Origin of the sequence: Pseudomonas japonica (assembly GCF_900188455.1) — a bacterium.
Lineage (GTDB): Bacteria > Pseudomonadota > Gammaproteobacteria > Pseudomonadales > Pseudomonadaceae > Aquipseudomonas > Aquipseudomonas japonica.
Map to the genome: position 1 here is coordinate 256,439 of NZ_FZOL01000004.1, position 19,760 is coordinate 276,198.

The 19,760-nt window shown below is 68.3% G+C and carries 22 protein-coding genes; 1 reads left to right on the top strand and 21 read right to left on the bottom strand.

Annotated features, from left to right (window positions below; genetic code table 11):
- Positions 1-15: 15 nt before the first annotated feature.
- The 20 genes from CHB99_RS07515 to CHB99_RS07610 are packed head-to-tail and all read right to left on the bottom strand — an operon-like array spanning position 16 to position 18,166.
- The gene (locus tag CHB99_RS07515) at positions 16-1,242 is read right to left on the bottom strand and encodes a beta-ketoacyl-ACP synthase (protein ID WP_042121236.1); all 1,227 of its coding nucleotides are present in this window, start codon (positions 1,240-1,242) and stop codon (positions 16-18) included.
- Entirely contained in the window at positions 1,242-1,970 is a 729-nt protein-coding gene (fabG, locus tag CHB99_RS07520; RefSeq protein ID WP_042121238.1) for a 3-oxoacyl-ACP reductase FabG, read from the bottom strand. Before fabG ends, CHB99_RS07515 begins: the two co-directional genes overlap by 1 nt.
- Positions 1,967-2,434, bottom strand: a complete 468-nt coding sequence (locus CHB99_RS07525; protein WP_042121240.1) for a hotdog family protein — start codon at positions 2,432-2,434, stop codon at positions 1,967-1,969. Before CHB99_RS07525 ends, fabG begins: the two co-directional genes overlap by 4 nt.
- Positions 2,431-3,630 carry a beta-ketoacyl-[acyl-carrier-protein] synthase family protein gene (locus CHB99_RS07530; RefSeq protein WP_042121242.1) on the bottom strand — a complete coding sequence of 400 codons (1,200 nt, stop codon included), beginning with the start codon at positions 3,628-3,630 and terminating at the stop codon, positions 2,431-2,433. The genes CHB99_RS07525 and CHB99_RS07530 overlap by 4 nt, the downstream gene beginning before the upstream one ends.
- Positions 3,627-4,112, bottom strand: coding sequence for a hypothetical protein (locus tag CHB99_RS07535; RefSeq protein WP_042121244.1), 486 nt, complete (start codon positions 4,110-4,112; stop codon positions 3,627-3,629). The genes CHB99_RS07530 and CHB99_RS07535 overlap by 4 nt, the downstream gene beginning before the upstream one ends.
- Positions 4,109-4,840, bottom strand: a complete 732-nt coding sequence (locus CHB99_RS07540) for a class I SAM-dependent methyltransferase (RefSeq protein WP_042121245.1) — start codon at positions 4,838-4,840, stop codon at positions 4,109-4,111. Before CHB99_RS07540 ends, CHB99_RS07535 begins: the two co-directional genes overlap by 4 nt.
- Positions 4,837-6,084 (bottom strand): NAD(P)/FAD-dependent oxidoreductase, encoded by a 1,248-nt coding sequence (locus CHB99_RS07545; RefSeq protein ID WP_042121247.1) that lies wholly within the window; start codon positions 6,082-6,084, stop codon positions 4,837-4,839. The genes CHB99_RS07540 and CHB99_RS07545 overlap by 4 nt, the downstream gene beginning before the upstream one ends.
- Positions 6,071-7,231, bottom strand: coding sequence for a cation:proton antiporter (locus CHB99_RS07550; protein WP_042121249.1), 1,161 nt, complete (start codon positions 7,229-7,231; stop codon positions 6,071-6,073). The genes CHB99_RS07545 and CHB99_RS07550 overlap by 14 nt, the downstream gene beginning before the upstream one ends.
- The gene (locus CHB99_RS07555) at positions 7,228-9,720 is read right to left on the bottom strand and encodes an MMPL family transporter (RefSeq protein ID WP_042121250.1); all 2,493 of its coding nucleotides are present in this window, start codon (positions 9,718-9,720) and stop codon (positions 7,228-7,230) included. The genes CHB99_RS07550 and CHB99_RS07555 overlap by 4 nt, the downstream gene beginning before the upstream one ends.
- A complete protein-coding gene (locus CHB99_RS07560; protein WP_042121253.1) occupies positions 9,710-10,300 on the bottom strand; it encodes an outer membrane lipoprotein carrier protein LolA in 591 nt (196 codons plus the stop codon). Before CHB99_RS07560 ends, CHB99_RS07555 begins: the two co-directional genes overlap by 11 nt.
- Positions 10,301-10,311: 11 nt before the next feature.
- Positions 10,312-10,737, bottom strand: a complete 426-nt coding sequence (locus tag CHB99_RS07565; protein WP_042121255.1) for an acyl-CoA thioesterase — start codon at positions 10,735-10,737, stop codon at positions 10,312-10,314.
- A complete protein-coding gene (locus CHB99_RS07570) occupies positions 10,730-12,274 on the bottom strand; it encodes an HAL/PAL/TAL family ammonia-lyase (protein WP_042121257.1) in 1,545 nt (514 codons plus the stop codon). Before CHB99_RS07570 ends, CHB99_RS07565 begins: the two co-directional genes overlap by 8 nt.
- Entirely contained in the window at positions 12,255-13,193 is a 939-nt protein-coding gene (locus CHB99_RS07575; protein WP_042121259.1) for a lysophospholipid acyltransferase family protein, read from the bottom strand. The genes CHB99_RS07570 and CHB99_RS07575 overlap by 20 nt, the downstream gene beginning before the upstream one ends.
- Positions 13,190-13,924, bottom strand: a complete 735-nt coding sequence (locus tag CHB99_RS07580) for a glycosyltransferase family 2 protein (RefSeq protein WP_042121262.1) — start codon at positions 13,922-13,924, stop codon at positions 13,190-13,192. The genes CHB99_RS07575 and CHB99_RS07580 overlap by 4 nt, the downstream gene beginning before the upstream one ends.
- Complete coding sequence (locus CHB99_RS07585; RefSeq protein ID WP_042121264.1) at positions 13,921-15,591, bottom strand: acyl-CoA synthetase family protein; 1,671 nt, start codon at positions 15,589-15,591, stop codon at positions 13,921-13,923. Before CHB99_RS07585 ends, CHB99_RS07580 begins: the two co-directional genes overlap by 4 nt.
- Positions 15,588-16,133, bottom strand: coding sequence for a COG4648 family protein (locus CHB99_RS07590; protein ID WP_042121266.1), 546 nt, complete (start codon positions 16,131-16,133; stop codon positions 15,588-15,590). The genes CHB99_RS07585 and CHB99_RS07590 overlap by 4 nt, the downstream gene beginning before the upstream one ends.
- Positions 16,130-16,384, bottom strand: a complete 255-nt coding sequence (locus tag CHB99_RS07595; RefSeq protein ID WP_042121268.1) for an acyl carrier protein — start codon at positions 16,382-16,384, stop codon at positions 16,130-16,132. Before CHB99_RS07595 ends, CHB99_RS07590 begins: the two co-directional genes overlap by 4 nt.
- Before the next feature lie 9 nt (positions 16,385-16,393).
- Positions 16,394-16,660, bottom strand: a complete 267-nt coding sequence (locus tag CHB99_RS07600; protein WP_042121270.1) for a phosphopantetheine-binding protein — start codon at positions 16,658-16,660, stop codon at positions 16,394-16,396.
- A complete protein-coding gene (locus CHB99_RS07605) occupies positions 16,635-17,447 on the bottom strand; it encodes a lysophospholipid acyltransferase family protein (RefSeq protein WP_042121273.1) in 813 nt (270 codons plus the stop codon). Before CHB99_RS07605 ends, CHB99_RS07600 begins: the two co-directional genes overlap by 26 nt.
- Positions 17,423-18,166, bottom strand: a complete 744-nt coding sequence (locus CHB99_RS07610; RefSeq protein WP_042121275.1) for a beta-ketoacyl synthase chain length factor — start codon at positions 18,164-18,166, stop codon at positions 17,423-17,425. The genes CHB99_RS07605 and CHB99_RS07610 overlap by 25 nt, the downstream gene beginning before the upstream one ends.
- Positions 18,167-18,451: 285 nt before the next feature.
- On the opposite strand from CHB99_RS07610, the gene CHB99_RS07615 reads away from it, so the two are divergent.
- Positions 18,452-19,225 carry a ParA family protein gene (locus CHB99_RS07615; protein ID WP_042121278.1) on the top strand — a complete coding sequence of 258 codons (774 nt, stop codon included), beginning with the start codon at positions 18,452-18,454 and terminating at the stop codon, positions 19,223-19,225.
- Here CHB99_RS07615 and trxC read toward each other — a convergent pair.
- On the bottom strand, positions 19,222-19,656 hold the full coding sequence (trxC, locus tag CHB99_RS07620) for a thioredoxin TrxC (RefSeq protein WP_042121280.1): 435 nt from the start codon (positions 19,654-19,656) through the stop codon (positions 19,222-19,224). The two genes, CHB99_RS07615 and trxC, sit on opposite strands and share 4 nt — an antisense overlap.
- Positions 19,657-19,760 lie beyond the last annotated feature (104 nt).

Sequence of the window (19,760 nt, forward strand, 5' to 3'; positions counted from 1 at the left end):
TCTCTCCCGTTCGTTTCAGGACCAGCGGCGGAAGATCAACGAGGTGTTGACGCCGCCGAAGGCGAAGTTGTTGCTCATGACGTACTGGTTGCTCATGCCGCGCAACTCCCCGCAAAGGTAGTCCAGCTCGCCGCAGCGCGGGTCGATGTTCACCAGGTTGAGGGTGTGCACGTAGCGGTCGCTGTTCATCATTTCGATGCTGAACCAGGCCTCCAGCGCGCCGCAAGCGCCGAGGGTGTGACCGAGGAAGCTTTTCTGTGAACTGATCGGCATCCGCGGCCCGAACAGGCTGCTGGTGGCCAGGGTCTCGGCGATATCGCCCTGTTCGGTGGCGGTGCCGTGACCGTTGACGTAGCCGATGGCCTCCGGCGCCAGGTCGGCATCCTCCAGGGCCAGCTCCATCGCCCGGCGCATGGTCGCCTGCTCGGGGCGGGTGGTGTGCTGGCCGTCGGCGTTGCTGCCGAAGCCGACGATCTCGGCGTAGATGTGCGCGCCGCGGGCCAGGGCGTGTTCGAGTTCTTCGAGGACCAGCATGCCGGCACCCTCGCCGATCACCAGGCCGTCGCGGCCGGTGTCGTAGGGGCTCGGGGTGCTGTGCGGGGCGTCGTTCTTCAGGCTGGTGGCGTACAGCGCGTCGAACACCATGGCCTCGGTCGGGCACAGCTCCTCGGCGCCGCCGGCGAGCATCAGCGGCAGGCGGCCGAACTTGATCGCCTCATAGGCGTAGCCGATGCCCTGGCTGCCGCTGGTGCAGGCGCTGGAGGTGGGGATCAGGCGTCCGGTGAGGCCGAAGAAGATGCTGATATTGGCCGCGGTGGTGTGCGGCATCATGCGCACGTAGGAGTTGGCGTTGAGGCCTTCGGCCACCGAGTTGAGCAGCATGTTGCCGAACGCCTTGATCTCGTCGGTGCTGCCGGTGGACGAGCCGCAGGCCACGCCCATCCGCCCGTCGCGGATCGACGGGTCGTCGAGCAGGCCGGCATCGAGCAGGGCATTCTGCGCCGCGGCCACCGCGAGCCGCGAGACCCGGCCCATGCTGCGCAACTGCTTGCGGGTCCAACTGGACGGCACGGCGAAGTCATCCACCGGGCCGGCCAGGCGGGTGTTCAGTTCTTCGAAACGGTCCCATTCGTCCATGCGCCGGATGCCGCTGCGGTTGGCGGCGAAATTGCCGGCGATGGTCGCCCAGTCGCTGCCCAGGGAAGTGATGCCGGCCATGCCGGTGACGACCACACGCTTCATCAGCACAGACCTCCGTTGACGGCCAGGACCTGGCGGGTGATATAGGCGGCCTCGGCGGACATGAGGAAGTTCACCGCGCCGGCGACTTCCTCGGGCGTGCCCATGCGCTGCGCCGGGATCATTTTCAGCAGCTCTTCCACCGGCACGTGCTCGTCGAGCATGGCGGTGTCGATCAGCCCCGGGGCCACGCAGTTGACCGTGATCCTGCGCTTGCCCAGTTCGATCGCCAGGGCCTTGGCCGCGCCGATCACGCCGGCCTTGGAGGCGCTGTAGTTGACCTGGCCGCGGTTGCCGATCAGCCCCGACACCGAGGTGATGCAGACGATGCGCCCCGGCGCGCGGCGGCGGATCATCGGCATCATCACCGGGTGCAGGACGTTGTAGAAACCGTCGAGGTTGGTGCGCAGGACCTGGTCCCAGTCTTCCTCGGTCAGCGCCGGGAAGGCGCCGTCGCGGGTCAGGCCGGCGTTGCACACTACGCCGTAGTAGGCGCCGTGGGTGTCCACGTCGTCGTTGAGGATCGCCGCGCAGGCGGCGCGGTCGGCCACGTCGAACTGCAGGACCCGGGCCTGCTGGCCGAGGGCACGGACTTCGTCGGCGACGGCCTCGGCCTCGGCGCGGCCGCTGCGGCAGTGCAGCACCAGGTCGAAGCCGGCACGGGCCAGGCGCAGGGCGATGGCGCGGCCGATGCCACGGCTGGAACCGGTGACCAGGATGGTGTCGGTCATTGTGGGGACTCCTCGTCGCCCGCTTCGGCCAGGTACGCGGCGGCCTGCGGCGGGCGGAAAACATTCAGGCGGGCCGTGGCGTGCAGCCCCGGTCCGTACAGGTGGCACTCGAACACGCCCATGCCGTTGTCGTCTTCCAGCGAGCGCAGGGCATGCAGGCGCAGGTGCGCACCGGCGGGAAAATACTCGACATCGCATTCGAACTTGCGCGTGCCGAGCAGGAAACCCAGCTCCACCGGCTTGCCCTGCTGGCGCGCGCGGCAGCCGGCATAGGCGGCCACGGTCTGCGCCATCAGCTCGATGCCGACCCAGGCCGGCAGGCTGCCGTCGGGCCGGTTGAACAGGCCACCGGGGCGCACGGTGAGGTGGGTGTGGATCTGCTCCTCGTCGAACGACTCGATCCCGTCGATGAGGATCATGTCGCCGGCATGGGGCAGGAGTTCGGCCAGTGGCCAGGCAATCATGGGGTGTCTCCGAGAATCAGGCTGACGTTGTTGCCACCGAAGGCGAACGAGTTGCTCATCAGGTGCCGCGCGCCGTTGGCGGGCAGGCGGCGGCCGGGCTCGATCAGGTCGAGCGTGGCCAGTTGCGGGTCGGCCTGGCCGTCCCAGAGGTGCGGCGGCAGCAGGCCGTCGGACGTGTCCCGGGTCAGGGCCAGCCAGCAGAACGCGGCTTCCAGGGCGCCGGCGGCGCCGAGGGTGTGACCGGTCATGGGCTTGGTCGAGGAACAGGCCAGGCCGGGGCCGAACAGACGGTTCACGGCGATGCTCTCCATGGCGTCGTTGTGCCGGGTGGCGGTGCCGTGGAGGTTCAGGTAGTCGATCTGTTCCGGCGTGAGGCCGGCATGGGCCAGGGCATCGGCCATGGCGCGCAGGGCGCCGGCGCCCGTCGGGTCCGGGGCGGAAATATGGTGGGCGTCGGAGCTGGCGCCGGCGCCGAGCAGGGCCACGCCGCGGCCTTCGGCATTGGCCTGGCGGGTCATCAGGAACACCGCGGCGGCCTCGCCGATATTGATCCCGTCGCGATTGACCGAGAACGGATTGCAGCGCGCGGTGCTGACTGCCTCCAGGGCGGTGAAGCCATTGAGGGTCAGCTTGCACAGGCTGTCGACGCCGCCGCAGATGACCGCGTCGCAGAGGTTCAGGTCGAGCAGGCGGCGGGCGCTGATCAGGGCGCGGGCGCCGGAGGTGCAGGCGGTAGAGATCACGTAGGCCGGGCCGCCGAGGCCCAGCCAGCGGGCGAGGAAGGCCGCCGGCGCGCCGAGTTCCTGTTGCGCGTAGTCGTAGCTCGGCGGCAGCTGGCCTTCGCGCAGGTAGTGAGCGATGCCCTGGCTGGCTTCCTCGATCCCCGAGGTGCTGGTGCCGAGGACTACGCCGATGCGCCGCGCGCCGAAGCGGGCGATGGCTTCGCGCAGCGGCGCTTCGATCTGCGCGCAGGCCGCGTACAGCAACTGGTTGTTGCGGCTCCGTTGGTCCTCGACCGCGCTTGGCAGGGGCGGCAATGCGCCTGGCACCGCGCCAACGATCACCTGCTTCCCGGGTACCCAGCCCGCTTCGGCGCGCATGCCGGAACTGTCGCCGGCGAACAGGCGACGGGCGACTTCGGCCGGGTCACGCCCCAGGGCGCAGACCAGACCCAGGGCGTTGAGGTAAGCGGTCATGGTGGACTCTCGCCGGGCAGGGGAGTGACTTGATAACGCAGGCCTTGCTGCAGATTCAAGGTGAAGTCGTCGGCCTGGCGGTAGGTGACCTGCCAGCGCTCGCCGAGCCAGCGCCGATTATCCTGCTGTCGCGCCGCGGGATAAAGCGCCGTCAGGCGCTCGGCCGGGGTCAGGGCGAAGAGCAGGGCGGCGAACAGTTCGCGGGCCGCCGGGTTGGGCGGCAACAGGCCGTCGGCCTGCCAGGTGCCGTCGCCGAGCAACTGGCGGGCCTGGGGGATGCCCAGCAGGTCGAGCAGCGACCAGCGCAGGCGCTGGTCTTCGCGCTGGATCACCAGCAGCCAGTCCTGGCGTTGCCCGGCCTGTTCGCGCTGCACATGCAGGGTCATCGGCAGGGCCAGCGCTGGTACCTGCGCGGGCAATGGCGGGCTGCTGGCGCAGGCCGCGAGCAGCAGGCAGACGAACAGCGACAGCAGGTGCTTCATGCGGCGTCCACGGGCTTGCGCGCGACCACGTTGACCAGGGTTTCCTCGCGCTGCCCCGGCGGTGGCGGCTGGCGCAGGCCGAAGCGTTCGAGCAGGCCGAAGTCCTTCGAGCGGCTCCACCACAGGTAGGGGTAGGAGACATTGCGCTCGCCGAATTCGAAGCCCTGGTCACGCAGCATCTGCAGGTAACCCTCGGCGCTCTTCTGCACATGCATCGGGTGACGGAACAGCCAGCGGATCACCCAGGTGTCGATATAGGCCTCGGTGGACTCGGCGAACAGCAGGTAACCGCCAGGTTTGAGCACGCGCCAGAATTCGGCCAGGGCCTTTTCCTGTTCCACCAGGTGGTGGAAGGTCTGGTGACAGAACAGCAGGTCGACGCTGGCATCGGCAAATTGCAGGTTGGCGCAGTCGCTGCCCTTGAGCTCGACCTTGAGGCTCTGGTTCACCGCTTCGGCGCCGCTGCACGCCAGGCTGTGCGGGTCGGCGTCGGTGCCGAGCAGGCGGCCCGGCTTGAACACCTGGTGCAGGTGGCGGAACGAGCGTCCCTGGCCGCAGCCGACATCGAGCAGCACGGGTGCCTGCGGCGGCTCTTCGTCGAACAGGCGGCGCAGGTCGTTGATCGCCACCCGCAGCACATGGTGCTGCCAGGTGTGGCTGCGCAGGAACCAGAAACCGAAGCGGGTTTCCTCGACGTAGGTGTCGCTGAAGAAGCGCTGTTCGCTCATGCCTCCTCCCTCGCGCAGATCTCGGCGAGCATGCGCAGGCGCCGTTTGGGTTCGCTGACGAAGGGGTTGCGCTCGTCCCAGGCGTAGCCGGCGAGGATCGAGCTGATCATGGCGCGGATTTCCGGCGAGCTGCCGGGGTGGTAGATGACGTCCTGGAAGCTGCCGTTGTACCAACCCTCGACATAGCAGCGGAAGGTGTCGACGCCGCGCTTGAGCGGGGTGGCGAACTCGCTTTCCCAGTCCACCGCCTCACCCTGCAACTGCCGGTGCAGGACGCCCGCCGCCATGCTCGCCGAACGCATGGCGATGGTGACGCCGGAGGAGAACACCGGGTCGAGGAATTCCGCGGCGTTGCCGAGCAGGGCGAAGCCCGGGCCGTGCAGGGTCTTGACGTTGGCCGAGTAGCCGCCGATGGTCCGCGCCGGGGTATCCCAGACGGCGTTCTTCAGCACCTTCGACAGGCTTGGGGTCTGCGCGACGAAGCCCTTCAGGCAGGCATCCAGGTCGTCCGGGGCGTTGTCGTAGTGCCCGGCGGCGGCGACCACGCCGAGGGAGCAGCGGCCATCGCTGAAGGGGATGGTCCAGAACCAGATGTCGCGGTGTTCCGGGTGGGTGGTGATGAGGATCTTGTCGCGGTCGAAGTCCGGGTGGTCGATGCGGTCCTCGATATGGGTGAACACGGCCTGGCGCACCGGGAAGCTCGACGGTGCTTCCAGGTCGAGCAGGCGTGGCAGCACGCGGCCGTAGCCGCTGGCATCCAGCACGAACTGTGCTTCGACGCGGTACTCGCTGCCATCCAGGCGGCGCACCCGCACCTGGGGTCGCTCGCGCTCGAAATCGGCGGCGACGATTTCCTCTTCGTAGCGGATCTCCACACCCTGCAGGGCAGCCTGGTCGGCCAGCAATTGGTCGAAGCGCGCGCGCTGGACCTGGAAGGTGGTCGGCCGGCCCTTGCTGAAGGTATCGCCGAAATCGAAGGCGCTGTACTCATCGCCCCAGGCGAAGGCGGCGCCGTTCTTCAGCTGGAAACCGGCTGCCAGCAGGGCGTCGAGCATGCCGGCTTCCTCGACGAAGTCGATGCAGTGCGACAGCAGGCTTTCGCCGATGGAGAAGCGCGGGAAGCGCTGGCGTTCGATGATCAGCACATCGTGACCCTGGCGCTTGAGCAGCGCCGCGGCGATGGCGCCGGACGGGCCGGCGCCGATGACCAGTACCTGCCGTTGTTGCAATTCAGTGTTCGGCATGAGGCCTCCTTGCCGTGGTAAGGGTGTTGAGCGGAATCCGGTGCAGCCCGGCCAGCGCGGGCATCAAGGTGGCGACCAGGCTCATCAGCATCAGGGCGAAATACAGCGCCGGGCTGATCAACTGCTGTTGCAGGAGCAGATTGAGGAAGACGATCTCGCTCAGGCCGCGAATGTTCAGCAACAGGTTCTCGCGCCAGCGGCTGGCGCCGGGGAACGACGGCTCGGCCCACTTCAGGCCCAGCCAGTTGCCGAGCATCTTGCTGGCGATCGGCAGCACGACCAGGGCGCCCAGTTGCAGCAGGTCGAGGTGCCGCAGCAGGTGCTGGAAGTCGATCTGGATGATGCCGAAGGTCAGGATCAGCGGGATGGCCACGCCGTTCTGCAGGTGCTTGATCCACTGCGCCGATATCGGCAGGCGCAGCGGTACCTTGAGCCAGGCCAGGCAGGCCAGGTAGGCGATGCCGAAGATCAGCGCGTTGAGCTTGTAGTGCTCGGCGACGAACAGCAGGGCGAGAAAGCTCAGGCCGAACACCCAGGGTCTGCGCAGGCCCAGCAGGTACAGGGGCAGCGGCGCGCAGGCGGCCAGCAGCGGCCAGGCCAGGCTCAGCGGGTCGAGGCTGCCCTGGCCCAGGCCGAACAGCAGCCAGCAGACCAGGTCGATGCCGATCGCCACCTGCATCAGCCGGCGCGTGGCGGCGGGCGGGTAGTCGATATTGCGCAGGTACAGGTAGAGCACCGGCACCGCGGTGATGGCGAACACCAGGCCGAGGGCCAGCGCGGTCAGCCACGGTTGTTCCGGCAGCAGCAGGGCGCCGCAGGCCAGGCCGCAGACGAAGGGCACGAGGAAGCTGGGCAGGGCGATCTTCAGGCTCTGGCGGTCGACCTTGAGCTCGACCACGTCGGAGAGGATATGCCCCAGCAGCAGGGCGAAGCTCAGGCCGTACAGGGTCTTCAGCCAGGCGGGCGCGATCAGCTCGGCGCCGGTCAGTTGCCAGTGCGGCCCGACCCACAGCAGCATCAGCAGGGGCAGGCCGAGGGTCGCCAGCAGCAGGTGGCTGACGATGCTGATCAGGCCCAGGCGCCGGCCGATTTCCCCGGCGATCAGGAACAGCGACAGGGCCAGGGCCCAGAACAGCACGATGCTCAAGCCGACTTCTCCCTGTGGCGCGGCGCGGCCCATGGGGCCAGGATGAAACTGAAGACCAGGCCGAGACTGACGGCCAGACCGAAATTGCTCACCGCCGGTGTGCTCGACACCGCCAGCAGGCCGAACGACAGCCAGGTGGTGACGGCCGCCAGCAGGGTGCCGAGCAGGCTCACCGCGGCGCCGCCGATCTGCTCGTGCATGAGGATCGCGTAGTCGACGCTGATCGCCGTCACCAGCAGCAGGCCGAACAGGCTGAACAGGGTCAGCGGCTGCCCCAGCCAGCCCAGGCTGGCCAGGCTGCACAGCGCCGCCAACAGTGGCAGGGCGACGATGCGCAGCGCACCGCCGAAGCCGAAGGGCACGATCAGCAGGGCGACGATCAGCACGCAGGACAGCAGCTTGAGTTCCGCCGCGCTGACCTGGGTGGCGGCGAACAACTGGTTCAGCTCGCCGAGGCGGTCGACCAGTTGTACACCGTCCAGGCCCTCGGCCTGTTGACGCAGGGCAGCCGGATCGTTCAGGCCCTGCAGGCTGACGATGGCGGCGACGCCCTGTTCATCAGAGGCACAGGTAACCAATTGATTTGTAGGAGCTGGCTTGCCTGCGAAGGACCGCGAAGCGGTCCCGGTTCCAGGTTCGAAGCCGGGTAGAGACCATTGGCCTGGCTGTAGATCAGGAACCGGGACCGCGTCGCGGTCCTTCGCAGGCAAGCCAGCTCCTACAAGAGCGCGCAGGCAGCCCAGCCACAGGGGGCGGAAGGCCTCGCCGAGGGGGCCGGCGAGGACCTGGTCGATATCCAGCGTCGGCAGCGCCTGTAGTTGCGCCAGTTCAGCCTCCAGCGCAGCTTGCGGTATACCCCCGGCCAGCAGTGGTTGCCAGTGGGCGGGCAGGCTGCCGAGCGCGGCGCGGGTCTTTTCCTGTTCGGCGGGGCTGGCGAGCAACTGATCGAGGGCCATGTAGCCCTTCAGGTGGCCCGCCGCGACCTGCCGGTCGAGACGCTCGCCCAGGCTGCGCAGGCGGTCGAGCAACTGGCTCTGGTCGGCGGCGCGCACCAGGTAGAACTGGCTGGTGGGCTGGTAGCCGGTGATCCGCGCCACGGCCATGGCCTCTTCCTGCAGTTGCGGCGGGCTGGCGACCCACTGGCGCACGTCGTTGCGGTTCTGCAGGTGCCACAGGCCACCGACGCAGAACAGCACCAGCAGGCCCGGCAGGACCACCGCCGGCAGACGCTCCAGCAAGCGCAGGCGCAGGCTCACCAGGGTTTCGGCGATCCGCAGCGGCCACTGCGCCGGTTGCAGGTCGATGTGCTTCAGCAGCGCCGGCAGCAGGCACACCGAACTCAGGTAGGCGCCCACCAGCCCGGCGGCGGAGAACGCGGCGATCTGGGTCAGGGCCGGGAAGGGCGTGAAGCCCAGGGCCAGGTAGCCGATGCAACTGGTGGCCAGGCTCAGGCTCAGGCCGGGCAGGGTCCTGCGCACCGCCTGCCAGGTGTTCCACGGGCGCAGGCTCCAGCTTTTCGATAGGAAGTGCAGCGGGTAATCCACGGCCACGCCGATCAGGCTGGAGCCGAGGACCAGGGTCATGACGTGCATCTGGCCGAACAGGGCGATGCACGCGGTGGCGCCGAACAGCATGCCGATCAGCACCGGGATGAAGGCCAGCAGCACGCGCAGGCGGCGGAAGGCCAGGAGCAGGATCGCCAGGATGCCCAGCGTCGCGCCGCCGCCGATCCAGGTCATTTCATGGCTGGCCTGGCGCTGGCCGTTGGCGGCGTAGAGCAGGCCGCTGGCGGCGAGCAGGCGGGCGTCGCGCTGCCCGGCGAGGGTGCGGCTGCTGTCCAGCAGGTCGGCGACCCGCAGCGGCAGTTTCATGTCGAAGGCATTGCCCTCGGTGCGGGCGCGCAGCAGCACCCAGTAGCGGTCGTCGGCTTTCGCCAGCAGGGCGCCGCTGGCGGTGTCCAGCTCGATGTTGGCCGGGCGTGGCTGGCTGTTCTGGATGCGGCCGGTGAGCCCCAGCCAGTCGTCCTGGCTGGACACCAGGCTGAAGCCGGCGAAGGGGTCGAACAGGCTTTGCAGGCGTTGCTGGACGAAGGTGTCCGGCGAGTCGGCGAGCGTTGCGCGGTCAGCCCGCGAGAGCATGGCCAGGCGGCCCTGCAGCAATTGCTCGCGCAGGGCCTGCAGGTCGGTCTGCAGGCTCCACTGGACCTTCTCGAACAGGCCGCTGGCCTGCCATTGCGTGGCCAGTTCACGGGCCAGGTCGATGGCCTGGTCGCGCTCGGCGTGGCCGACCAGCACCAGCATCTCGCGGTTGAGCGGTTCCTGCATGCGCTGTTCGGCGCGCTTGACCAGTGGGTCCTGGGTCGCCCCGGGGACCAGGGTCATCAGGTCGGCGGACAGCGTCGGCCCGCGCTGCCACTGCCAGCCGGCCAGGGCCAGGACCGCGAGCAGCAACACGAGGAACAGGCGCGGCAGCAGGCGCTCAATCGACAAGGTCGTGGCGCTCCGCGTCGTTCAGGCTGGCGCTGACGCTGGACGGCATGCGCAGCACGGTGCTGTCACCCTGGGTTTCCAGCAGTTCGATGCGCTCGACGAACTGGCCGCCGTGGATCTCGATGCGCGTGAAGATCTGCTTGAGCACCAGCGAACGCGGGGTCAGGTCGAGTTTCCAGGCCTTGGCGTCGCCCTCCAGGGCCAGCTCGAAGTCGCGCTCCAGGCCGCTGCTGTCGCCTTGCAGCACAGCGAAGAACAGCTTGTTCTGCTCGCTGCCGGCGGTGCGCGTCGGCAACGTCTGCCAGCCGCTGGCGTCACGGCGCGAGATGCCCTGGCCGTTGAGGCGGTAGTCCTGCTTCAGCGGGGTCTGCAGCAGCCACAGCAGGCCGTGGTCGCGGGCGAGGACGAACTGGCCGTTGCTGACCAGCGGCTGGGGCAGGGCGCGCAGGTGTTTCTCCTGGACGAACGGGCCCTTGATCACCTCGGGCGCGCTCAGTTGCTTGCGCAGGTCGTCGAGGCCGAACGCCTGGGCCAGGCCGCAGGTGAGCAGCAGGCCAAGGCCGAGCAGCAGGCGCTTCATGGCAGCGCTCCTCATGGCAGCGCTCTGGCGACGGCGTCGAGCATCACCTGCGGCGACGCCAGTTGCATCTCGCCGCTGGCGATATGCACCGCGACCTGCACGGAGCTGGCGCGGGTCATGCGCTCGCCGGTGGCGGCGTCGCTGATCAGGTAGTGGATCTTCAGGCGGTTCTCCCACTCCACCAGGCTGGCGCGCACCTTCAGACGCTGGCCGAAGGTGGCGCCGCGCATGTAGCGCAGTTGCAGGTCGATCACCGGCCACGCATAACCGGACGCCTGCATCTGCAGGTAGTTGTGGTCGAGGTGGTCGAGCAGCGCGCAGCGCGCCACTTCCAGGTATTTGACGTAGTGGCCGTGCCAGACCACCAGCATGCTGTCGACATCGAAGAACGGCACCAGCACTTCGGTATCGACATGCAGCACGCCCTGACTACGCATGGAGCCTCCAGTGCTGCGCAACGATACGTTGCAGGCAGCGGCGCAGGTCGCTTTCCAGGGCGCGGTCCTCGATCACCGGGGCGAAGTCGTCGAGCAGGGCGCGGTGCATCGCGTCCAGCGCCGGCGGCAGCGGGCGGGCATCGGCCTCGCGCGCGCGCAGCCAGACACCCTGGTTGGCCGCCAGCAGGGTCGCGGCGGCGACCTGTTCGGTCAGTTCCAGCACGCGCAGGGCGTCACGGGCGGCGATGGTGCCCATGCTCACCTTGTCCTGGTTGTGGCATTCGGTGGAGCGCGAGAACACGCTGGCCGGCATGGTGTTCTTCAGGGCTTCGGCGGTCCAGGCGCTGGCGCCGATCTGCACGGCCTTGAAGCCGTGGTTGATCATCGCGCGGTCGGCCGGGGCGCCGGACAGGTTGCTCGGCAGGCCGTGGTTGTAGCGCACGTCCACCAGCAGGGCGAGTTGCCGGTCGAGCAGGTCTGCGACGTTGGCGACGAGGTTCTTCAGGCTGTCCATGGCGAAGGCGATATGCCCGCCGTAGAAGTGCCCGCCATGCAGGACGCGCTCGGCGTCGCCGTCGATGATCGGGTTGTCGTTGGCGCTGTTCAGCTCGGTCTCGATGAAGCCACGCAGCCAGCCCAGGCTGTCGGCCAGCACGCCCAGCACATGCGGCGCGCAGCGCAGCGAGTAGCGGTCCTGCAGGCGGTGCAGCGGCGCGGTCGGGGCGTCGATGGCGAGGTCCTGGCGCAGCCAGGCGGCCACCTGGGTCTGCCCCGGGTGCGGCTTGGCGGCGAACAGGCGCTCGTCGAAGTGTTCCGGATTGCCCTGCAGGGCCACCACGTTGAGCGCGGTGATCCGCGTGGCGAGCTTGAGCAGGTAGTCGGCGCGGGTCCAGGCCAGGCAGGCCAGGCCGGTCATCACGGCGGTGCCGTTCATCAGCGCCAGGGCTTCCTTGGGGCGCAGGACCAGTGGCTGCCAGCCCAGCTCACGGTGCACGTCGGCGGACAGGCGGCGCTCGCCGCGGTACAGCACTTCGCGCTCGCCGGAGAGGGTCGCGGCCACGTAGGACAGCGGCGTCAGGTCGCCGCTGGCGCCCACCGAGCCTTCTTCCGGGACCACCGGCAGGATGTCGTGGGCGATGAAGGCCTGCAGGCGCTCCAGCAGTTCCACGCGTACCCCGGACACGCCGTGGCACAGCGACTGCAGCCGCGCGGCCAGCAGTGCGCGGGTGGAGGGTTCGTCGAACACCCGGCCCAGGCCGCAGCCGTGGAAGGTGAACAGGTGTTTCGGCAGCGCCTCGACATGCTCCAGCGGCACCGCCACCACGCAGGAATCGCCGTAGCCGGTGGTCACGCCGTAGATCACCCCTTCCTTGTCCAGCAGGGTGTCGAGGAACTGCGCGCCGCGGGCGATGCGCGCGCGGTACTCGGCGTCGTCCTGCAGGCGCGATTCGGCCTGGCGCTGGGCCAGGGCCTGGATGTCTTCGATCGAAAGCGGCGACTCGCCGAAGGTTACGGGCTCACGCGGATGCATCGTCATCGTTCTTCCAGAAAGGGTAGAAATTGAACCACTGCCGCGGGGCCTGCAGGCAGTAGTGGCCGAGCCGTTCGGCATAGCGCGCGGCGTGCTCGGCGATCACCTGGTCGCGCTGGCTGCGGCGCCATTGCACGGCCTCGGCGAAGGGTTCGAGGGTGACCTGATAGCGGCCCTGGCGCTTGAGGCAGAACAGCAGGTTGACCGGGCACTTGAGCAGCCCGGCGAGCAGCCAGGGGCCTTGCGGGAAGGCGGCCGGCCGGCCGAGGAAGTCCACCGTCACGGTGCGCGCGCCATGCAGCGGCACGCGGTCGCCGGCGATCGCCAGCCATTCGCCGCGCTCCAGGCGCTGGCTCAGTTGCAGCATGGTCGCCGGGTCCAGCTCGCTGACCTGGATCAGGCGCAGGTGGGTTGCCCCGGCCTCGCCCAGCAGGCGGTTGAAACGCTCGGCATGGCGGGTGTGGACCAGCACGTTCATGGTCACCTGCTGGCCCATTTCGGCCAGGGCGCGGCAGACCTCCAGGTTGCCCAGATGCGCGCCCACCAGCATCTGCCCGCGTTCGGCGCGCAACTGGCTGTGCAACTGGCCGGGGTCGACGATCTCGATCTGCTCCAGGCCGAGCTTGCCGTTCCACACGTCGAGCTTGTCCAGCAGGGCGTCGGCGAAGGCCATGAACTGGCCGAACACCCGCCGGGTGGTGGGGCGCAGTTCGGGCTGGCCGCTCCACTCGGCGAGGTGGCGCTGGTAGGCCCAGGCGGCATGGCGGGCGCGGCGGCCGAAGAGGAAGAAGTACAGGACGATGCCGTACAGCACCGGGCTCAGCAGGCGTCGGCCGAGCAGGCGCACGCCCAACGCGGTGAGCTTCATCAGCAGGAAGCTGCCGCGTTCCTCGTGGTCCGCCCAGTGGCGTTGCTGGCTGCTCATGCCGTCCACCGCCGCCAGAGGATCACCGGTGCGCGCAGCAACATGCCGAAGAACAGCTTGGTGTGCATCTTCGAGATCAGCGCGTTGTCGTGGAACAGGCGGAAGTGCGAGAGGCCGTCCTGCGGGTAATGCACTTTCGTCGGCAGCCATTGCATCGGCTGGTTGCGCCAGGCCAGGCGCACCAGCACTTCGGGGTCGAAGTCCATGCGCCGGCCCAGTTCGACCTTGTCGATCAAGGCCAGTACCGGCGGCAGCGGGTAGACGCGGAAGCCGCACATGGAGTCGGGAATCTTCAGCGACAGGCTGTTGATCCACACCCACACGTGGGTCAGGTAGCGCGCGTACAGGCGGCCCTTGGGTACGCTGGCGTCGTACTGGGGATAACCGCAGATCAGCGACTCGGGATGGGCCCGGGACTGGTCGAGGAAACGGCTGACGTCGGCCAGGTCGTGCTGGCCGTCGGCATCCACCTGCAGGGCATGACTGAAGCCCAGGCGCGCCGCTTCGCGCAGGCCGGCCATGACCGCGCCGCCCTTGCCCTGGTTGGCCGGCAGTTGCACGAGGAAGGTGTTCGGCTCGCTCGCCAGCTGGCGCAGCACCGCGGCGCAGGCCGGGCTGCTGGCGTCGTCCACCAGCACGCAGGGCAGGCCGGCGGCGCGCAGGTCGGCGACCACCGCCGGCACCGCGAGCTCGTGGTTGTACACGGGAATCACCGCGCAGGGCTTGTTCACTGGCCGGCCTCCAGGAGGATGCGGCCGCTGGAGCACGGCTTGCCGTCGCAGGTGTAGGCGAAGTACAGCTTGCCGCGCTCGACGTCGAAACGCAGGGTCAGCAGCAACTGGTCGCCAGGGCGCACCAGTTGCTGGAATTTCAGCACTTCCATGCCGGCGAAGCGGCGTGGCTGGTCGAGCAGGGCCTGGCCGAGGGCGATGGCCCAATCCACCTGGACCACACCGGGCAGCACCGGGGTCTGCGGGAAGTGGCCGTTGAAATAGGCGAGGTCGCCGGAGATGGCCAGGGTCAGGTGCAGTTCGTCGCCGTGGTGTTCTTCACCCAGTACGTCCGGTCCGGTCGGCCGTGGCGCCGTCAGCAGGGTCTCCACCAGCGACTGCGGCAGCTTGCCCTGGGCGGTGTACGGCAGTTGCCGCAGCAGGCGCCAGCGGCGCGGCAGGGCCAGGGCCTCGCAATGCGGAACGAGGTGCGCGCGCAGGGCTTCGGTGACCGCGCGACGGCCCTGGTTGCGCAGGGCATGCAGGCCTCTGGCGTTGAGCTGCAGGAGGGCGCCGAGGGCGGCGCGGCCGCCGTGGATGACGCCCAGGCGCGCGTCCTCGACCCACGGGTGCTGGAGCAGCGCCTGTTCCAGCATGGGCAGGGCGATGCGCTTTTCTTCCAGCTTGACGATGCGGTCGAGGCGCCCGAGCAGGCGGAAATGGCCATTGGCGTCGAAGCTCACCGCATCGGCGCTCTGCTCGACCTGCCCGGCGGGCAGGTAGGGCGACTCGATGCACAGCGCGCCGTCATCGTTCTGACTCAGGCGGATGCCGGCGAACGGCTGCCACAGGCTGTCGCCCTGGCGCCAGGCGATACCTCCGGTTTCCGAGCTGCCGAGGATTTCCGTCGGCCACTGGCCGAGGCGCTGGTGCAGGGTCTGGGCGGCGTCGGCGGGCAATTCGCCGCCGGAGGAAAACACCCGGCTGACCGCGCGCAGGGCCGGCCAGTCGAGGTTGTCGCCCATGCGCTTGAGCAGCGCCGGGCTGGCGACCCAGGCGAAGGCCGGGTGTTCACGGCTGGCCCGCTGCAGGTCCTCGGGGAACGGCAACTGGCGGCGGACGAAGCTGCGCCCGGCGCACAGCGGCCACAGCACGCGGAACAGCAGGCCGTAGATATGCTGGGTGGACACGCTGCCGATGATGCAGGCCTCGCCCAGTCCGGCACCCCACAGCGCTTCGAGGTTGTTCACTTCGTTGGCCAGTTGGCGCAGGCATTTGTCGATGCGCTTGGGCTGGCCGGTGGAACCGGACGTGCACAGGCTCAGGCGGCAGGCGTCGAGGTCCAGGTCGGCGGCGGCCAGCGGCTCGGCGAACAGCGCGTGGGGACGCTGGTCCTGCTCGCTCAGCCACAGGTCGACTTCGCTGTCCCAGCGCTGGCGGGTCTGCGCCTGCAGGTCGGCGGGCAGCAGCACCTCGACCCCGGCGCGCCAGGCGCCAAGCAGGGCCACCGCCAGCTCGGCGGCGTCTTCCAGGTAGATCGCCAGGCGCCGCACGCCGCGTTGTTGCAGGCCGGCGGCCAGGCACAGGGCCTGCTCGCTGAGCTGCGCATGGCTCAGCGCCGGGGCGTGGCTGACCTGGCGCGGCGCCGCGGTCGGCCACAGCAACTGCTCAAGGTTGATCCATTTCATGAGCGTCCTCGCACGCGTTGTCGTACCAGCCATTCGATGGCGAACAGCAGGCCCATCAGCCCGTAGGCGATCAGGCCGTTGTAAAGGGTCCACCAGGCCAGCGGCGCCCACAGGGTCAGCGCCGCGGCGACCAGGCCGTTGGCTAGGAAGAAGGCGCTCCACACCTCGGTCACCCGCCGCGTGTAGCGCACCGCTCGGTCGGGCAGTTCTGGGTCGCTCAGGCGCGCCAGGCGCTCGGCCATGGGCATGCCGAACTTCAGGCTGGAACCGAACAGGGCCAGCATGAAGGCGCTGATCAGCACCGGGTACCAGCGCAGCAGCGCCGGGTCGTCGAACAGCGCCAGCAGGGCGCAGAAGAGGATCGCCACCAGGGCCATCCAGCGTCCGCCGGGGTTGTGCGGCTGGGTCATGGCGCGCGCCAGCCACAGCCCGCCGAGCAGCAGGCCGAACTGCCAGGGCGCGAAGTGCGCCATGCCGAAGTGCACCGCGAACGGGTACAGCAGGCCGGCCAGGACCAGCCCGAGCCCGATCAGGCGTTTCATGCCGCCGGGGCGACCAGGCGGTACACCGCTTCGACCACATCGTTGACGGTACGCACGGCCTTGAATTCCTCGGCGGCGATCTTCTTGCCGGTCTGGCGCTTGATGTGATCGATCAGGTCGACCGCGTCGATGCTGTCGATCTCCAGGTCCTCGTAGAGGTTGGCGTCGAGGGTGACGCGCTCGGCGTCCAGTTCGAACAGTTCCACCAGCGCGTCGCGCAGGGTGTTGAAGATGTCTTCGCGGGTTTGCATGGTGCGGTCTCAGGCGGCCTGTTTGGCGGTAACGAACGCAGCCAGGCTGGCCACGTTGGTGAAGTGGGAGCGGGTGTCCTTGGCGTCGGCGTCGATCTTGATGCCGTAGCGCTTCTGGATCGCCAGGCCGAGTTCGAGGGCGTCCACCGAGTCCAGGCCCAGGCCTTCGCCGAACAGGGTCTGCTCGTCGCCGATGTCGTCCGCGCTGATGTCTTCCAGGCCCAGGGCCTCGATGATCAGGTCCTTGATGTCATGGTTCAGTTGGGGGTTGCTCATCTTCTGCGAGCTCCTTGATGAAGTACTGGTGCAAATGGTCGTTGAGTTGGCGCGACGCGCGCGGGGCCGGGCCCTGGCTGGCGAAGGCCTGTGGATCGATGTCGGCGCCGACGCGCAGGCTGAAGTGCACGCGGCGGTCCGGGATGCGGTACCAGGGTTCGCACTTGGTCAGGGTGGTGGGGTCGACCTTGATGGTCACCGGGGTGATCACCCGCGCGCCGCGCAGGGCGATGGCCGCCGCGCCGCGATGGAAGGACGGCGCCTGGCCGGGTTCGGTGCGCGTGCCTTCGGGAAAGATCACCAGGGTCTGGCCGTCCTGCAGCGAGGCGACGGCGCGGTCGAGCATGTCCATGCTGCCGTCGTTGCCGATGTACTGCGCCGAGCTCACCGGGCCGCGGGTGAACGGATTGCTGAACAGGCTCTGCTTGACCACGCAGTTGCTCTTGCGCACCAGGCCGATGAGGAACACCACGTCGATCAGCGAAGGGTGGTTGGCGATGATCATCTGCCCCGGGCGGCCCAGGCGCTCGGCGCCCTGGACGTCGTAGGTGAGCACGCCGCAGGCGGCCATGAAGCGGATGAAGCGCCAGAACAGCCAACTGATGGTGTGTCGCGCCCGTTCGCGCTGGCGCTGGCGGTCGCCGGGCAGGCAGGCCAGCAGGGGAAAGACCAGCAGGCGCAGGCACAGGCCGCCCAGGCCGAACAGCAGAAAGCTCAGCGCGGTGGCCAGCAGACGCCAGAGCCAGGCGTCGCGCGGCCGGTTCAGGCCTTGCGTTGCCAGTTCCATGTACGGTCCTTGAGGGTATGGGTGCAGGTCGTGCGCTCGTCGAGCAGGCTGCGCAGCCAGCTCAGGGCATGGGGTTCGACGGCGACGGCGGCGGGCTCGCCCTCCAGGGACAGGCTCCACTCCTCGCCGGGGGTCAGCAGCAGGCCAAGGGCATAGTCGCAGGGTACATCGCTGATCCACGGGCGATAGACGGCGGGCGGCTGTTCCTCGGCGACGATCAGCAGCACCGCCGGGGCGCCGTCGTGCAGCAGGCCGGCGGCTTCCAGCACGCCCTGTTCGAAGCCGTCGCCCTCGGCGGCGATGGCGGTCATCTCGCTGGTTTCGCCGCGCAGGATCGACCACAGGCCGATCACCGCGTTGTGCACGGACAGGCTGAACTGGGTCGGCGACAGTGGCTGGTCGTGGCTGAGGTCGCTGAGGATCTCGAAGGTGCGCGGGGTTTCGCCGTGACGCGAGACGAACACCAGCGGCAGGCGTTCCAGACCCTCGGCCAGCGGCCAGCCCACGGCGAACGCCATGCGCGCCAGGCGGCTGAGGCGGCGGCGCTGCATGGCGGGCAGGAACGATACGTCCGGCGCCGCGTCGGCGCTGTCGATCGCACACTCGCCGCGACTCCACTGGCGCCAGTGCGCAGTCGTCTGGAGGCCGGGCGACCAGGCGCGCCACTGACTGATATTGAATGTGATCACGGTGTGTATCTCGCCCTGAGGGACTTCCATGCCGAGGGGGACTCGGAGCAACGGCCTGCGGGCGAAATCGCCGAGTGCCGGGCATTATCCCGGTGCAAGGGGCCTGTAGCAAACAATGTATTGCCATTGATTGCGAAGTCGGTGACTCAACAGAGACCACTGCGGGCTTCGCGTATTGCATCCGGCCGCACTTTCCCGACAGGCGGCTCAGACGTGTTGTCGGTCGTTTTTGCGATCTCTTGAGCCTTTCTGTGCTGGTCAATCCCTTGGGCTGAACACATACTCGGTCATTCTTTGAAACACGGAGGTCTTTCCATGCGGCGCGTGGTGTTCAATCAGAAAGGCGGCGTCGGCAAGTCCAGCATCGCCTGCAATCTCGCGGCGGTGAGTGCCAGTGAAGGCTATCGGACCCTGCTCATCGACCTCGATGCACAGGCCAACTCCACCCAGTACCTCACCGGCCTGACCGGCGAGGACATTCCCATGGGCATCGCCGACTTCTTCAAGCAGACCCTGTCCTCGGGGCCGTTCGCCAAGAAGAACAAGGTGGATATCTACGAGACCCCGTTCGACAACCTGCATGTGGTGACCGCCACGCCGGAGCTGGCCGACCTGCAGCCCAAGCTCGAGGCCAAGCACAAGATCAACAAGCTGCGCAAACTGCTCGACGAGCTGGACGAGGAATACGACCGGATCTACCTGGATACGCCGCCAGCGCTGAACTTCTATGCGGTTTCCGCATTGATCGCCGCTGATCGCGTGTTGATCCCCTTCGATTGCGACAGCTTCTCGCGCCAGGCGCTGTATGGCCTGCTTTCCGAGATCGAGGAGTTGAAGGACGACCACAACGAAGACCTCAAGGTCGAGGGCATCGTGGTCAACCAGTTCCAGCCTCGCGCCAGCCTGCCGCAGCAGATGCTCGATGAGTTGCTGGCCGAGGGGCTACCGGTGCTGCCGGTGTACCTCAACAGTTCGGTGAAGATGCGTGAGTCGCATGAAGCCAGCCTGCCGCTGATTCACCTGGAACCGCGGCACAAGCTGACCCAGCAGTTCGTCGAACTGCATTCGTTCCTCGAAGAAAACGCCTAGATTCCCTGGGAGCGCAGCCACTCCAGCAATTGCTGGAGTGGAAATGCACCGCTCTGGCGCGAGACTTCCCGGCCGTTCCGGAACAGGATCAGGCTGGGGATCGAGCGGATGCCCAATTGGCCAGCCAGTTCGCGGTTGGCTTCACTGTCCAGTTTCGCCAGCCGGCAACGCCCGGCCAGTTGCCGCGCGGCCTGTTCGAAGACCGGCGCGAAGGACTTGCACGGCCCGCACCAGTCGGCCCAGACATCGATCAGCAGCGGCAGGTCGCCCTTGATCTGGCTGGCGTAGTCGGCCTGTTTCAGTTCGAAGGGTTGGGCCAGCAGCACGGGGCTCTTGCAGCGGCCGCACTTGGGCGTATCGCCGAGGCGGTCGGCGGGGATGCGATTGAGGCCGTTGCAGTGGGGGCAGGGGATCAGCAGTGGGTCGGTCATGGACGATTCCGGAAGGCAAGTCGTTGCTGGGTATGTGGCGGTGTTTCCCGGGGTTTTCAATGGCTATGGCGCCTTCGTCCGCCGCCGTAGGAGCGTGGCTTGCC